This window comes from Thainema salinarum CENA647 (genome assembly GCF_057732415.1).
The window spans coordinates 6,367,173-6,382,840 of the sequence record NZ_JBYJZJ010000022.1; the positions used below are offsets into that span (position 1 = coordinate 6,367,173).

The window sequence follows — 15,668 nt, forward strand, 5'->3', positions numbered from 1 at the left end:
GTGCGCAGCACTCTGCTTCCAACAATTAGTTTTAAATTTTCGAAGTTCATGCCCTTTAAAGATTATTTAGAAAGTGCGATCGCACCTATGATGCATCAACCGTTATACCCAATTTGTCAGGACAATTCCCAATGTCCAATTCAGTTTGTCGTCGATTTGATTGGCAGCAAATGGGCCATTTTAATTCTGCGGGAACTATTTAAAGGGAGCTGTCGGACTCACGATTTCACCGATCGTCTGCCCGGACTCAGCACTAAAACACTGATGGTGCGGCTCAAAGAACTCGAACGACACGGACTGATTGAGCGTCGCGTATATGCCGAAATTCCACCCCATGTTGAATATTCACTGACACCCAAAGGTCGAGAAATTCAGCCGGTATTAATTGCACTCTACGACGTTGGCCATCGCTGGCTGGCCCAGACAGACTGCACCTGTCCCATTACCGACTAACCTAAACTTTTCCATGTGATGGCTCAGCTCTCGCTCCTTGCCAATTGAGAACCCACCGAATAATTTTGCTGCCGTATTTTGCTGCCGTGATGCTGCCTGACCACTACCAAATTCGCCCCGCCACCGCACAAGACCTCTGGTCAATTCGTAAGCTGGTCTTTTCCGCTAAACTCGACCCTACACAACTTCGCTGGCAGCAGTTTTGGGTCATTGATCACGCTGGGCAGGTGATTGCCTGTGGCCAACTGCGAGACTTTGGTGATGCACAAGAATTAGGCAGCCTCGTTGTGCAACCCGATTGGCGCGATCGCGGATTGGGACGCATGTTGACTGAGTATTTGATCCAGCAGGCAACGAAACCACTCTATCTGGAATGTTTGGGTCAGAGACTAGCCCAGTTCTATCGCCAATTTGGGTTTCACGCGGTGGACTGGCCAACCTTGCCTGCGGCAATCCGCCATAAGTTCCGCATCACGCATTTGTTAGCAACGCTGTTTCGCCTACCGCTCTTCATCATGCAGCACGATTAATCACGGTTCTACAAATTAGCCGACAGATGAGGTCAATTGAGGTCAGTATTGAATGCCTGCTGAGTGCTAAGGAGTGTGAATTTAATAAGGTGGAAATCTTTGGGGTAGGGACACGGCAATGCCGTGTCCCTACAGATGGAAAGGTTTACAGGCTATTTAATCCACAATCCTAAGTGCTGTAACTTGCTTCCGCGTAGCGATGGACTGAGTCATTAATTTACAGCGGTAATTTAGAGAATTGGCATAATGCGAGTCAGCCATACTGAATCGCTCTTACTGAATCGCTCTTACTGTAAAGACATCGCTATCCCACAGGCGATCGCGATTGCTGAATTTGACGAACCTGTTGTTCGCGTTCAATCGCTTCAAATAGCGCTTGAAAGTTACCTTCGCCAAAGCCAACGGCCTGCTGTTGTTGTCCAGCGAGATCAACCGTTTGCCGCTGAATAATTTCAAAGAAGAATGTGGGCTCGGCAAAAATGGGCTGGGTGAAGATTTGCAGCAGCATGGCCTCGGGCGTTTCTTCCGACTGATCGACCAAAATTTCTTGCTGTGCGATCGCAGACCAATCAACCCTCTGCAAGGCGCGATCTACGCGATGTTCGACCTGCTGATAATAGGCAGCGGGCACCGTGAGAAATTTCAGGCCGCGCTTTCGCAACTGTTCTACAGTCGCCACAATATTATTGGTTTCTAACGCTACATGCTGAATGCCGGAACCGCGATTTTCATCCAGAAATTCTTGAATTTGTGAAGTAGCAGAGGTTGGCTCATTAATTGGAATTTGGGCACTGCCCTCTGGATGATTGAGCACCTGACTCCGCAAACCAGAGCGGGGCGTTTGAATCGAGAACTCTCGCTGTCGCTGAAATCCCAGTACCGATTCGTACCAATCAACCGCACGATGTAACTCTCCCTGCGCGATATTCAGCACCGCATGATCAATCCGCAGCAGTTCCCCCCCGATAGCGTCGCCAATTTGGGGGCTGATGCCTGAGTCGCGAGTGGAAATCCCGGCATCAAGGGCGTCTGTCCCTGCCGCTCGACCAAAAGATGAACCAGATCACCCCAGCCGCGAATTTTGGCCCATTTCAGCTGCCCTTGCTCCTCGGTTTGGACTTGGATAGGCGTAATTAGCTCTGCGCCCGCTGCGATCGCAGTGGCTACGACTCGATCCAAGTTGCGCACCCGCAGCCCGACTTCAGCAATCCCGGCTGGATGACGCCGCAGATAATCCGCCACCACTCCTTGAGACTGAAGCGGTGCCGAAAGTGCGATCGCAATATTATTTTGCTGAAAAAGCTCTGTATGGCAAATTGCAGTGGTTTGCGTCGCAATGGAACGACAGCCCAGCATATGCACCAGTTGATAACGGGCCGCCTCTGCCTCTTTTACGTAGAAGTGAACGTGGTCAATATCCATAGGAAACGAAAGGAAACAAACAAGAAACAAGCAGCTAAAAGCTAGCAGCGAAATTTGCAGAGGAAACTTCTGTTCAAGAATCCGCTCGTTAAAACCCCATGAGCTTTTTATAAACTTACACTGGGAAATTCTCAAACTAGATTCCGTATTACTCTCGATTCTGCCGAATTTTAGCGATTTACTAGTCTTTCTTGGGGAAGAATCCTGCCGTAAAACCACTGATTCCCTATTCTTACTATCCGACAACGCTATCAGACGACGGAACAGGGGGCTTATCTACCCTTGTATCCCAAAACGCATTTGTCGTCCGAATTTTGGCGGATCGGGCTTACCTCATGACGAGCGAGATCAGACCGAGTCTTGGCTGTCACGACGATCCTTAAGCTTCAGTAAGTTTTCAGTATTTATACTGATAATTTTTCATAAACGTTGCCAATTGCATGAAGCTTCAGTGAACTCTCCGGTTTTATAGAGAAAGTCCTGCATAAGTTTTTAGATCCTTGATTAAAAATCCTAACTAAGGGTTTTCACTCAAACGTTTGGATAACTAGGGCAATATCCTCTGCCCAGACAATATCTAGAGACTAAAACTCTAAAACTCATGAACAATCGTCATCAGCCAAACTCTTTCTCTCTGCAGCGGATATATTCCCTCTCATTGCGGCTGCGTCGTCAATCTGCTGGCGATGACGGCATGACCCTGATGGAAGTCCTGATCGTTGTTTTCGTGACGGGTATCCTCGCCACTATTGCGTGGCCAAGCTGGCTGAACATGCAGCAAAAAGCATATTACGCAGAAGCCCGCGCCTATATGGACGCTATGCGCGATGAGTTGGAAATGTATCGGCTGGAAGCGGGTGATTTTCCGCCGGACGTCAACGCCAATACTCGACCAGCGGGCATAACAGGTAAATGGTATCTAGCGGCTGATATGCCCTACAACAGCGGCACAGACTACGAACATTGGGGCGTTGGCTCCGAGGAATGTGTCGTAGCCATTACCTGGTTTGGTAGAAACCAACAGCGGAACTCTCCCGCCCACACCAAATCCGCAGGCAAAAGTGCGTTTGCAGAGTACGAGGATGATTTGGTCTTAACCCTGAATCAGTACAGCTGCCCAGGGACAAAAAAAGGCAGCAAAAGATAACCGAATTGATTCCACTAGCTAGCGCCAGCACGCTAAAAAAATCCAAAACCGGGGGCATGCCCTCTTTTTTTGTGGATGTTTGCTTTTGGGTATTTGGTCTAATTTGGGGTAGCCGACTCCCGATTCAATAATCCAGGAACACCATATCGTAAGGACTGCTGTCCTGATTGGGATTGCCTGGCTGAGGCGAAGCAGATGACGCGATGGATGGAGTGTACGGTTCTCTTCGAGATGGCAAAGCCGAATGCACATCAGCCAACGCTGCATCAGATGCCTGTCCCAACTGCTCGGCGGCATCTTTCAGGTGATCAATATGTGCGGTAAGTGTTTCCAAGCGAACATAAATTTGCTGCTTTCGCTGCTCAATTGCCTCTAGTTCCTGTTGCAGCCGTCGTTTTTCAATCACAAGCTTGTGCAACTCAAGATAGCTCGTTGCTTCGGATGCCTGGCGGGGCATCGTGCTAATTTTCGGCAGAATACGGCCTCTGGGGGAACGAGGATACATAGGGCAACTCCAAAACAAATCGTTTTTAGTAGTGTGCCCGCTCAAGGTTGGCTGATATCTTGCGGTCATCCAAACTAAGGCAAAAAGGAACAGAAACCAAAGTTTTGTAATGCGGTGTTTTGGGCTACAGTCCCACCGTTACGTTTACCAAACAATGGAGGTTTAGCGTTGGAGGTCGAATCCATCACCTTCCTGATCCCCCGTATGAAACCTCGAATTCTCGTCTGTGGTTTAGGTCGCACTGGCTACAAAATTTTTTCACTGCTAGAGCAGCAGGGAGCCGCCGTCGTTGGCATTAGCGATCGCAGATTCCCCAACCAGCCCGATCACATCGTCACTGGCGATATGCGATTGCCCGAAACGCTGATTGCTGCCGGAATTCAAACTGCTCATACGCTACTGTTAACCAATTCCGACGATACACTCAACCTAGCGATTCTCACCCAAGCACGCCTGCTTAATCCTAAAATTCGCATCATTAATCGCCTTTTTAATCACAGTTTGGGAGATCGCTTAGACCAAACGCTGACCCACCATACAAGCCTCAGCGTCTCAGCACTTGCAGCACCGCTACTCGCATTTGCCGCTCAGGGCAATCGGGCGATTGGCCAACTGCAAATCTTTGATCGCACCTGGCCGATTCAAGAAGAGTATATTGATCCCGATCATCCCTGGTTAGGCAGGAGTTTGGCCGATCTGTGGGCTGATCAGAGCCGCATGCTGATTTACTATCTTCCTGCCCAGGATGGGATTGATTTAGTATCGGCTGTGGTGGAAGGTCGGACGCTGCAAGTGTGCGATCGCATTATTGTAGCCAATCGGCCCAAGGTCAAACTGGGCCGCAAATCCCTACAGCAGCGCTGGTACAGTCTTTTAACTGGACTCCAGCACTTCCGCAAGCAGATTCAATCGGGCTTAGCGATTACGCTGGTGCTGCTGTTGATCGTCTGGATCGCCACGCTGACCTATACGTCAATTAGCCTCAATACCTCCATTGTCGATGCGCTCTACTTCTCGGTCGGCATGATCACCGGGGCGGGGGGCAATGAAGAAGTGGCTGAGCAAGCACCTGAATTCATTAAGGTTTTCACTGTAATCATGATGCTGTTGGGCACAGCGGTGGTCGGCGTGTGTTACGCCATTTTGAATGACTTGATCCTGGGTTCCCACTTTCAGCAGGTGGTGAATGCCGTGCATCTACCCCAGCGGCATCACTATGTGGTTTGTGGTTTGGGTGGCGTGGGCTTCCAGGTGGTGCAGCAGTTGCATCAGGCGGGCCATGAAGTGGTGGTGATTGAGCGCGATGCCACCTGTCGCTTTATCGGGGCCGTGCGCGCCATGAAAATTCCCGTCATTCTGGGCGATGCCAACGTGCCGACGATTCTAGAATCAGCCAACCTCCAGCGGGCGAACGCGCTGCTGGCTCTGACCAGCGATGATACGGCTAATTTAGAGATTGCTTTGACCACAAAATCCTTTGCGCCCAAGCTGCGCGTGGTGGTGCGGATTCAGGATGCCGAATTTGCTCAACAGGTGCAGCAGGTATTTGAGTTCGATATGGTGATGAGCCCAACGGATCTAGCAGCTCCTTCCTTTGCGGCAGCAGCACTGGGTGGACAGGTTCTGGGCAATGGCATGACGGCCAATAGCCTTTGGGTGGCATTGGCAACAATGATTACGCCCAATCATCCCTTTTTCGGCAAGTGCGTCCGCGATGTGGCAATGGTGGCCGACCTTGTGCCGCTCTACATCGAAGCTAATGGTCGCACCCTACACGGCTGGGATTTACTCGATTTTGAGCTGGATACGGGCGACGTGTTGTACCTGACGATGCCTGCAAGTCGTCTCGATCTGCTCTGGCGCAATATGCCGTCATCATTGCTGGCAAGTTAGGAAACTAAGTGGCAGAAACATGCCTCGCTCTCTCACTTAGGCTGCTGCGTAATTTGATAGAGGCGCTGAGTTTGCTCCCGCAGCGCCTCGACATCTTCCGCCGCGAGGGACTGCACATAGTTAATCTTGATTTCCTCCAGCAGCACCGTCACCAAAGTCTCAAACTCCTCAACCGTATCGCCCTTTCGCACCTCAGCCTGAAGATTACGGACAATGCTATCCACCAGCGACTGCACCAGTTCAGCTCCCTTTTCATCCCGCACTGTTGAGCGCAAAATACCCGTCACGCTTTCATAAACACTGTGCGTCACCTGCTGGGAAAGCTGATGCGACAGGGCTTCAAAGCCGGGGAGAATTTTCATATTGCTGTAGAGCGGAGCAGAATGGAGCGAGCGCTCTAGGTTGTGATCCAGCAGCGCTTCCACCTGGGGCCGCACTTCCGGCAGCACCTTATAGACCAGGATGGACACCAAGCGCCGCGTAATCGTTTCCACTTCATTCACATTATTCAGATCGATGTAGCGCCTTGTACTATCAGGCGTGAGCAGCATTTTGGCCACTTCACCTTCACGTACCCAATTTTGAATTTGATCGATGACCCGAATGATGACGATTTCGGTCATTTCAATCGCAAAGTGCGTGACAAAGGCGCGGCGAATCCGGTTACTGATCGGCTCTAGGTTGATCAGATTGGACTGGTTGATTCGGATAATCACGGGAATAATGCGGAGCCAGCGCCAGAAGGGCAAAAGCAAAATAATGTCGTACCAGCGCCACAAGATCGCATCGATAAAATTGGTGCCTTTGTAGCGACGGCTGAGATAAATGCTGCGCAGTACTAGCTCAGCCGCAAACAGAGCAACAAACCAAATATCGATTTTGATAAATAGATCAGTGGGATTACCATCCAGGCCAACACCGCGAAAATAATTCGTTTCAAATAAGGGCCGAATTTCATCATTAAAGAACTGCAGCTCGTTAACCCAGCCCGCTTCATTGAGATATTCAACGCTCCAAAACGTCTCAAACGCCTCTGTCGATGACTCTTCCTCAACCCGCTCTCGCATCCGCTGCTTAATCCGCTCCAGCGTGCCGGTTTTATCGGCGATCTCGAACGGATTTTCATCAATGATTTCTGCACTGGCAACCTGTAATTCGTTCAGTAACGCGAGTACCGACTGAGCCGACGCATCGGCTTCAGTTTCATTCGCTAACGCTTCTGGTTCAGCAGTATCTTCGTCCGTATCTCCGTCAATATCTGTGTTAATGTGAGCGTCATCTGCTTCCAGCTCAGCCCCAAAATTCGCTGATTCAATATCCCGATCGGTCGCTTGCTCATCCTCCAGCGGCACATCATCGCCTGTTTCACCTGCTGCACCGACATCTGAACTGGCGGGTAAACCGTTGGCCTCCAGTGCTTCAACGAGTTCATTCACCGTATCCAGGTATGCTTCCGTCGTGCGATAGGGTTCAATTCCCTTAAACTGCTCACCGTACCAAGTGGTAAACTCCGGCAGATATCGCAGATAAACGTCACGCAGCGGAATATAGCTTAGATCAAACAGAACTAAGAGGTAATTGAGAAGCGCGATCGCAGCCATGATTTTCTCAAAAACATAGCTACGGTTACGCTTGGGTAGCTTTCCTCGCGTTCTCGGTTGAATAATTGTCATAGTTCAGTGGGGTTCAACAGGGGCCAAATCGCTCTATTTTTGCCGGATAGTTCCTCATCAAAGAGTTTAAGGGGCAATCCGTCATCTACGCCCAGATAGAACCTGATTTTCAAGAAAATTGTCGAGGAAGTTAGGGGGGGCCAGGGGAGACAAGAAGACGAACAAGTAGCTGTTTACAAAGCCACGTAGATCACCTGTAAAGCGCTCTTGCCCCTTGCTCCCCCATCCCTAATCGTTCTAATGAGCCATGCTTAATGCTTAGAACTGCCGAGGCTGTCTGACTTGAGGGGCACGAGTTTGCCAGATGTCAGCAGTCCTAGCAAGATTGGCTCTTGCGGCTGAATGTCTTGCCCAGTTAAATAACACTGATCGCTGTTTTGTGCGATCGCATTCATGGTGGCGCATATATCTGAAGCGGAAATCTGCGATCGCGCCTGCTCGCTATGTTGATGAACGTAATCCCATAAAATATCTCGGACGAGGCTCTGATAGCCCCGATTGCCAGCTAGATCTTTGAGCTTCTCCTTGAGTTCTTTCTCAAAGCGAATGCTCGTAACTTCCATTTCGGTGGTTGGGGTGCGAGTTGCTAACGTCATAGGTACAATAAGCCTCCATAGGTCTGCTTCAAAATTTCATAATACAATTGTAGTATTTTTGTTTACTGTCCTCAATAGGATCACACTTACGCCTTGCCAATCAAATCTCAAAAGGATCATTGTGTCGCCGCGACGCCCCAGTACAATGCTCCTCTTGAGTCTTCGCCAGCGAGAAAATTCTCAGCTCCAGGTGCAAAACCGCAATCATAACTGTATAATTGAAGTCTTTGGGTAGAACTCTTAACGGAGAAATTTTATGGCGCGATATCGAGGCCCTCGCCTCAGAGTGGTGCGTCGTTTAGGTGAACTGCCGGGTCTAACTCGTAAGTCTGCTAAGCGATCCTATCCACCAGGACAACATGGTCAGGCTCGCAAGAAGAAGTCTGAGTTTGCTATTCGTCTAGAAGAAAAGCAAAAACTACGCATGAACTACGGCGTCAGCGAAAAGCAGCTGATTCGCTACGTCAAGAAAGCGCGTCGGTCAGGCGGTTCCACTGGACAGGTGATCCTTCAGCTTCTGGAAATGCGGCTGGACAACACTGTTTTCCGGATGGGTATGGCTCCGACAATTCCGGCAGCGCGTCAGTTAGTCAACCACGGACATATCACCGTCAATGGCGGTGTGGTAGATATTGCCAGCTATCAGTGTCGTGCTGGTGATGTCGTTGCGGTTCGCGATCGCGATCGTTCTCGTAAGCTAGTTGAGCAAAACTTACAGTATCCAGGTCTAGCGAACCTGCCGAGCCACTTGGAGTTTGACAAGAACACGATGGTCGGTAAGGTGAATAGTCTAATTGACCGGGAGTGGATTGCACTTCAAATCAACGAACTGCTGGTGGTTGAGTACTATTCTCGCCAAGCCTAGCATTCTCAATCTCCCCGCGTTCATCCGACGTTTTCTACCATTTTTCGCGGCAATTTAGATTTTTCCAAAATCTTCAGAACCCCCTCAAGTCCGTCAGCTTGAGGGGGTTCTTGTATGTGAGATCTTCATTGGCCTGGCATTAAGTAGGACTTATGCACTTCACGGTCACAAACGTTGGGTTTGGATGATTTTCAAGGCGCTCCGCATCTTGAAAATCATCCAACTGCCAGTCCTGATTAAGACAAATGAGCGCTCAACCGCTGTATTAGTTGATCGGCATTCAGCACTCCTTCAATCCGATCAACAGGCTGTCCCTGCTTAAACAGAACCAGCGTGGGTAAAGCCTCAATTCGGTGCTGAGAGGCCAAGGTGGGATAGTTGTCTGTGTTAATTTTGATCACTTTAACCTGCTGCTTGAGGCGCTGATTCACCTCTTCCAAAATCTTAGCCATCATCTGGCAAGGGCCACACCAAGGCGCATAAAAATCGACCAGGACAGGTAATTCAGAACCGGCCAACATGTCTTGGAAACTGGAAAACTGTTGCTTGGTTGCCATACTAATACCTTTACCGCTAACCTTTTCTCGATCCTAGTTCAACGACTCTGGCAACCGCAGAGATCCCAGAATGACTTAAAATAATCGAGCTAAACCCATGTTGGTATTTTTTAGCTTTTGCACCTTGCACTTTGAGAACTCGAAGAGGTTATCTTGCCGCCGCGATGCGGCTGCAAAATGCCCCTTCTGGGTTTAAGTACAGGATGTGAGTATTACTTGAGAACATTCGCGAGAGGAAGGAGTTTATGGCATCGGCAACCGATCAAATGATGCAGGATCAAGTGGCAATCGTGACGGGGGCATCCCGTGGCATTGGCCGATCAGTGGCGTTAGCTCTGGCAGCAGTGGGCGCAAAGGTTGCGGTGAACTATGCTCGTTCTAGCACCGCTGCCGATGAAGTCGTTGCCGAAATTGAATCGAATGGCGGCAGTGCGATCGCAGTTCAAGCTGATGTATCCCAATCGGATCAGGTCGATGCGCTGATCAAAACCGTCACGGACAAGTGGGGCCGGATTGATGTCCTCGTCAACAATGCGGGCATTACTCGCGACACGCTGCTGCTGCGGATGAAGCTGGAAGACTGGCAGGCGGTGATTGACTTAAACTTAACGGGTGTCTTTCTCTGCACCAAAGCCGTCAGCAAAATTATGCTGAAGCAGCGTTCGGGTCGGATCGTCAACATTGCCTCTGTAGCTGGACAAATGGGCAACCCTGGACAAGGTAACTACAGTGCAGCCAAAGCGGGCGTGATTGGCTTTACCAAAACCATTGCCAAAGAGTTTGCCAGCCGGGGCGTCACTGTCAACGCGGTTGCGCCTGGATTTATTGCCACTGATATGACTCACGAGTTAACCAACACCGAGGAAATCCTCAAGTACATTCCCCTCGGTCGCTATGGTGAAGCGGAGGAAGTGGCTGGTCTAGTGCGCTTCTTAGCGGCTGATCCGGCTGCGGCTTACATCACTGGCCAAGTCATGAATGTCGATGGCGGCATGGTGATGGCCTAGCGGCTGCTGGCCCTTATTCCCCAGCCCCAGCCCCTTCTCCTATTTTGGGAGAAGGGGAGCTAGAGAGAATCAATCTGCCGCATTACATAGCCTTGCCAAGGGACTGCGCGTTACCATCTTGGAAGAACGACAGTCTTAAACACGATAGTCACGGTTATGAGCGATCGCAAACGAATTTGTATTCTCGGTGGTGGATTTGGTGGACTCTACACGGCGCTGGCGCTCGATCGGCTGCCCTGGATGCCGCAGGTGCGTCCCGAGATTGTCCTAGTCGATCAGCGCGATCGCTTCGTGTTTTTGCCGCTGCTGTATGAAATCGTGTCGGGCGAACTGGAATCTTGGGAAGTGGCTCCGCCCTATACCGAGCTGTTGGCGGGTACGAATATCCGGTTTCAGCAAGCGGAGGTCTCCAAGATTGGCATCGATCCGGCAGAGGTGCAGCTTGCCGGTGATTCCACGATTGCCTACGACTATCTAGTGCTGGCGCTGGGCGGCAAAACGCCGCTGGATATTGTGCCGGGGGCTGAAACCTACGCCATTCCATTTCACGATATTACCCATGCCTATCGGCTTGAGGAAGCTTTACGTGAGCTGGAACAGTCACCTGCCGATAAAATTCGAGTTGCGATCGCAGGTGCAGGCTACAGCGGGGTTGAGCTGGCCTGTAAGATAGCGGATCGCCTAGGTAAACGGGGCCGAGTGCGGCTGATTGACATGGCCGAAGATATTTTGCTGACTGCGCCGGAATTCAACCGGAATGCGGCTCGCAAAGCTCTTTCTGACCGGGGTGTCTGGCTGGATCTGGAAACTGCAGTTACCGAAGTGGGCGAAAATACCATCTCCCTCAAATATCGCGATCAGATCGACGCTATTCCGGCTGAAATTGTGATCTGGACAGTAGGCACTCGCGTAGCCGACCAAGTGCGATCGCTACCCATTCCCAAAAATCAGCGCGATCGAGTCCGGGTTGAATCAACATTACAGGTGATCGATCATCCGAACATCTTTGCTCTAGGCGATTTGGCTGACTGCAAAGACGCCGACGGTCAACAAGTGCCCACCACCGCTCAAGCAGCCTTCCAGCAGGCTGACTACACGGCCTGGAATCTTTGGGCATCAATCACAGGCGACCGTCCGCTGCTCCCCTTCCGCTATCAGCATTTGGGCGAAATGATGGCGCTAGGTATGGATAACGCAACATTGACGGGTTTGGGCCTGAAGCTGGATGGCACTGCCGCTTATGTCGCGCGTCGATTAGCTTACCTCTACCGAATGCCGACCCTGGGACATCAGCTCCGCGTCGGTTTGAACTGGATTGGTCAACCCCTGCGATCGCTACTATCAACCGCATCAGACAAGAACTAGAGTGATCTGTGCTCAATCTAGTCAATGAAAGGGATGCTAAACGCCCTCCTCATTGGTTCTAGCTGTAGCTCTATCGAACAACCGATTGACAACGATACGCCTGATAGGGATAGCCGATGCGACCGTAGTGAGTCCGGTCAATTCGGCACATGGCGTTTGTCAGCGTTTCGGTTGCAGGATTTTCCGTCACAAGCCAGAACTGATCGCGATAGTCCACTTTGCGGATAGCGCGAGTGCCGACAACCCAGAGATTGAGCGATTCAGATTTGGGTATTGAAAGGTTTAGCGGCTGCAGTTGTCCACCTAGCTGCTGCCAAACAGGATCAAACTGAGGATAGCCATGAATAAAGATTAGGTTTGGCGGCACCGATGAGCGCTCTGTTTCCGGTATTTGCCCCAACGTCTGATCCACTTCCAAAGCAAAGCTAAAACCAAGCGCTAGCTCCTGTAGCGAACGATAGCCAACTGCGATCGCAACGGGTTCCTGCGGCGCAAACAGCATGTCTCGTGCCACTTCATGGGGCAAAAAGGGACGATGAAAAATCAAGCCGTTGATCAAAAAAATCCAGCTTATGAGTCCGGCTAGAATAACGCTGACTTGAGGAATCGAGACTGTTCGGGGCAACCATGCCTGCTTAAACTGCGGACGGTCGCAAAAGCCCAAACAGGCGGCCAGCAGCAGACAAAGTCCCGGATAAAACACGAAATTGTAGCGGGGAGCCAGTGTCAGATCCTTGCCTAGACCGTAGATAATTACAGCGAACTCCAGCAGCACAATGCCGACATAGAGCGCGATTGTCAACCAGGCTGCGCGATGGGCGGGTTGTCGCCACAGGTTGCGAAATCCCCTGATGATGTAGCGGCTTAGCCAAATCACAACGGCCAGCATGATTGCCCCGCAGGGAATCGTGATCCACAGCGGTCGCCGCTCCACGGGCAGCATAATCACGGTAATCACCCAGCCCGCCAGCATCTGAAAAATGGGCGCAACTAATTGTCCTAAGGATGGATCAACCAGGGCTAGCCAATCGTCTTCTGAACGCCCCATATTCTCCAGCAGCGTTGGCACCCAAGGCAAAAAGATCAGTCCCACGCCCAAAGCTGAACCCGCCACCGCGAACCAGTGGCGCAGACGAGCACGCAACCCCACTAGCCAAACCAGCAGCACCCCCACCTGCGCCGCCACGACCAGCAGATAGAAGTAATGGACATACAGACCAATACCGTTGACGACAATCCACGCCAGCCAAACCCAGGGCTGCTGAATCTGCCGCTTCTGTAAGTCCTGCTGCATCTGCACCAGCGCCATCAGCGACAGCGTAATCAGCAGCATGGGTAGCGTGTAATGCCGCGCTTCCTGTGATAGGTAAACCGCGAAGGGCGACACGGCCATAAATGCCGCTGCCAGCAGGCCAATTTTAGGTGAAAAAGCCAGCCGTCCCAGCCCATACATAACTGCGATCGCACTTATGCCAAACAGAGCAGGTAGCGATCGCACCGCCCAAGCCAGTCCTGCAAGATCAGGCCGGAGCAGCCGCAGCCAACCGTGCATCAGGCAGAAAAACAGCGGCGGATGGGTCGATTCTGTGCTGACGGCGGCGGCAATCTGAGCGCAGCTCGTCGGGCGCAGCGCTAAAATTTGCGGCAAATCCGCAAAGGGAATGAACTGATTAACCGGAACGTCGGCTGAGCCTAAACCCAAGCTGAACAGGGATGTAAGAATTTCGTCCAGCCACAGCGGCTGACTCGCCAGTCCCCAAAATCGCAGGCATGTGCCCAGAAGCAGAATGCCTGCGAGTAACCAGTAGTGCTGCTTTACCTGTGATTTCACGTCAATGGCGGCAGGCTTTAGCCCAGTTTCAAAACGGCCATAAATGCCTCTTGCGGCACATCAACCGTACCGATCGCCTTCAGACGCTTCTTACCCTTGGCCTGCTTTTGCAGCAGCTTTTTCTTCCGGGAAATGTCACCACCGTAGCACTTGGACAACACGTCCTTCCGCAGAGCTGGAATGCTCTCACTGGCAATGATCCGGCTCCCAATCGCAGCCTGAACCGGAATCTTGAACTGGTGTCGGGGAATCAGCTCCTTCAGCTTCTCCACCAGCGCTTTGCCCACATAGTACGCTTTATCGCGATGCACAATCGTTGCTAGCGGATCAACCGGATCACCATTAATCATCACATCCAGCTTGACCAGATGATTCGTACGATAGCCAATCAGGTGGTATTCCATGCTGGCATAGCCCCGCGATCGCGACTTCATCTGGTCGAAAAAGTCGGTTACCACTTCCGCCAACGGAATCTCATAGGTCAAGGTTGTGCGTCCCTGCGTCAGGTAGCGCATGTCTTTGAACTCACCCCGACGACTTTGGCTCAGCTCCATCAGCGGGCCAACAAACTCTTCGGGCGTAATCATCTCCACCTTGACGTAAGGCTCGGCGATGGACTCCCGCTCCTGCGGCTCGGGCAGCAGGCTGGGGTTATCAACTTCAATCACGCTGCCATCGATCATGGTGACGCGATAGATTACCGAAGGCGCAGTCGTAATCAGGTCAAGATTGTATTCCCGCTCCAGCCGCTCCTGGACAATCTCCATGTGCAGCAGGCCCAAGAAGCCGCAGCGGAAGCCAAAACCCATCGCACTAGAGGTTTCCGGTTCAAAGTAGAGGGCGGCATCATTGAGACGCAGCCGATCCAACGCCTCCCGTAAATCTTCAAACTGATCGGCATCGGTGGGAAATAGACCGCAGAAGACCATTGGCTTTGCTTCTACATAACCAGGCAGTGGCTTCTCTGCCGGATGCTTAGCCAGCGTAATCGTATCGCCGACACGAGCATCTTCAACTGCTTTAATCGCCGCTGCAAAGTAGCCCACTTCGCCCGCATGCAGTTCGTCCACCTGAATCTGGACGGGAGACAAAACACCTAGTTCGTCAATTTCGTATTCCTTGCCCGAGGCCATCAGCCGCACGCGATCGCCTTTTTTCACCGTGCCGTCCATCACCCGGAAATAGACAATCACCCCTCGGTAAGGGTCATAGTAGCTGTCGAAAATCAACGCCCGTAGCGGTTCCTCCACGGTGTCCTGCGGCGGTGGAATCAGGTAGACGATGGATTCTAAGATTTCCTGAACACCGATGCCCTCTTTTGCAGAGGCCAAAATTGCGCCGCTACAGTCGAGACCGATAATTTCTTCAATTTCGGCCTTGACCCGGTCAGGTTCTGCTCCCGGCAGGTCAATTTTGTTGAGCACCGGAATGATTTCTAGGTCATGTGCCAGAGCTAGGTAAACGTTAGCCAGCGTTTGTGCCTCAACGCCTTGAGAGGCATCAACTACCAGCAGCGCCCCTTCACACGCGGCGAGAGAGCGGGACACCTCGTAGGAGAAGTCCACGTGTCCCGGCGTATCGATCAGGTTTAGGACATATTTTTCACCGTCCCGCGCTTTGTAGTTCATGCGGGCGGCCTGCAGCTTAATTGTGATGCCCCGTTCCCGCTCCAGATCCATCGAGTCGAGAAACTGCGCCTTCATATCGCGATCGCTAACGGTTTCAGTGACCTGCAACAAGCGATCGGCCAGGGTAGACTTACCGTGGTCGATGTGGGCGATGATGGAGAAGTTACGGATGCGAGAGACCGGAGCGTCAGTCATA

The 15,668-nt window shown here is 51.5% G+C and carries 15 protein-coding genes; 7 read left to right on the plus strand and 8 right to left on the minus strand.

Translation table 11 applies throughout. The annotated features are described in order from the left end of the window. Positions 1-48: 48 nt before the first annotated feature. Both AC286M_RS34750 and AC286M_RS34755 read left to right on the plus strand, forming a co-directional pair. Positions 49-453 (plus strand): winged helix-turn-helix transcriptional regulator, encoded by a 405-nt coding sequence (locus AC286M_RS34750; protein ID WP_488208748.1) that lies wholly within the window; start codon positions 49-51, stop codon positions 451-453. A gap of 65 nt (positions 454-518) precedes the next feature. After that, positions 519-983 carry a GNAT family N-acetyltransferase gene (locus AC286M_RS34755; RefSeq protein ID WP_488208749.1) on the plus strand — a complete coding sequence of 155 codons (465 nt, stop codon included), beginning with the start codon at positions 519-521 and terminating at the stop codon, positions 981-983. 304 nt (positions 984-1,287) lie between these two features. Here AC286M_RS34755 and AC286M_RS34760 read toward each other — a convergent pair whose 3' ends face one another. Continuing rightward, positions 1,288-1,917: a 4-hydroxyphenylpyruvate dioxygenase family protein gene (locus AC286M_RS34760; protein ID WP_488208750.1), complete on the minus strand. Its 630-nt coding sequence runs from the start codon at positions 1,915-1,917 to the stop codon at positions 1,288-1,290. Then, positions 1,911-2,405, minus strand: a complete 495-nt coding sequence (locus tag AC286M_RS34765; RefSeq protein WP_488208751.1) for a VOC family protein — start codon at positions 2,403-2,405, stop codon at positions 1,911-1,913. Before AC286M_RS34765 ends, AC286M_RS34760 begins: the two co-directional genes overlap by 7 nt. A 601-nt stretch (positions 2,406-3,006) precedes the next feature. Between AC286M_RS34765 and AC286M_RS34770 the strand changes: the two genes are divergently transcribed. Further along, complete coding sequence (locus tag AC286M_RS34770) at positions 3,007-3,552, plus strand: type IV pilin protein (protein ID WP_488208752.1); 546 nt, start codon at positions 3,007-3,009, stop codon at positions 3,550-3,552. Between the two features lie 124 nt (positions 3,553-3,676). On the opposite strand, the gene AC286M_RS34775 is transcribed toward AC286M_RS34770, so the two are convergent. Beyond that, complete coding sequence (locus tag AC286M_RS34775) at positions 3,677-4,057, minus strand: hypothetical protein (RefSeq protein WP_488208753.1); 381 nt, start codon at positions 4,055-4,057, stop codon at positions 3,677-3,679. Between the two features lie 204 nt (positions 4,058-4,261). On the opposite strand from AC286M_RS34775, the gene AC286M_RS34780 reads away from it, so the two are divergent. Then, positions 4,262-5,950 (plus strand): NAD-binding protein, encoded by a 1,689-nt coding sequence (locus AC286M_RS34780; protein ID WP_488208754.1) that lies wholly within the window; start codon positions 4,262-4,264, stop codon positions 5,948-5,950. Positions 5,951-5,982: 32 nt separating this feature from the next. Here the strand turns inward: AC286M_RS34780 and AC286M_RS34785 are convergent, their stop codons facing one another. Together AC286M_RS34785 and AC286M_RS34790 are read right to left on the minus strand one after the other, a co-directional pair. Next, the gene (locus tag AC286M_RS34785) at positions 5,983-7,623 is read right to left on the minus strand and encodes a hypothetical protein (protein ID WP_488208755.1); all 1,641 of its coding nucleotides are present in this window, start codon (positions 7,621-7,623) and stop codon (positions 5,983-5,985) included. Between the two features lie 251 nt (positions 7,624-7,874). After that, complete coding sequence (locus tag AC286M_RS34790; RefSeq protein ID WP_488208756.1) at positions 7,875-8,219, minus strand: ribbon-helix-helix domain-containing protein; 345 nt, start codon at positions 8,217-8,219, stop codon at positions 7,875-7,877. A 256-nt stretch (positions 8,220-8,475) separates the two neighbouring features. Here AC286M_RS34790 and rpsD point away from each other — a divergent pair, with 256 nt between their 5' ends. Beyond that, positions 8,476-9,084, plus strand: a complete 609-nt coding sequence (gene rpsD, locus AC286M_RS34795) for a 30S ribosomal protein S4 (protein ID WP_488208757.1) — start codon at positions 8,476-8,478, stop codon at positions 9,082-9,084. 236 nt (positions 9,085-9,320) lie between these two features. Here the strand turns inward: rpsD and trxA are convergent, their stop codons facing one another. After that, on the minus strand, positions 9,321-9,641 hold the full coding sequence (gene trxA, locus AC286M_RS34800; protein ID WP_488208758.1) for a thioredoxin: 321 nt from the start codon (positions 9,639-9,641) through the stop codon (positions 9,321-9,323). A 245-nt stretch (positions 9,642-9,886) separates the two neighbouring features. Here trxA and fabG point away from each other — a divergent pair, with 245 nt between their 5' ends. Together fabG and AC286M_RS34810 are read left to right on the plus strand one after the other, a co-directional pair. Then, entirely contained in the window at positions 9,887-10,648 is a 762-nt protein-coding gene (fabG, locus tag AC286M_RS34805) for a 3-oxoacyl-[acyl-carrier-protein] reductase (protein WP_488208759.1), read from the plus strand. Positions 10,649-10,804: 156 nt separating this feature from the next. Beyond that, on the plus strand, positions 10,805-12,013 hold the full coding sequence (locus AC286M_RS34810) for an NAD(P)/FAD-dependent oxidoreductase (RefSeq protein ID WP_488208760.1): 1,209 nt from the start codon (positions 10,805-10,807) through the stop codon (positions 12,011-12,013). Between the two features lie 70 nt (positions 12,014-12,083). On the opposite strand, the gene AC286M_RS34815 is transcribed toward AC286M_RS34810, so the two are convergent. Continuing rightward, positions 12,084-13,844: a glycosyltransferase family 39 protein gene (locus AC286M_RS34815; RefSeq protein ID WP_488208761.1), complete on the minus strand. Its 1,761-nt coding sequence runs from the start codon at positions 13,842-13,844 to the stop codon at positions 12,084-12,086. A 17-nt stretch (positions 13,845-13,861) separates the two neighbouring features. Beyond that, positions 13,862-15,667, minus strand: a complete 1,806-nt coding sequence (gene lepA / locus AC286M_RS34820; RefSeq protein ID WP_488208762.1) for a translation elongation factor 4 — start codon at positions 15,665-15,667, stop codon at positions 13,862-13,864. Position 15,668 lies beyond the last annotated feature (1 nt).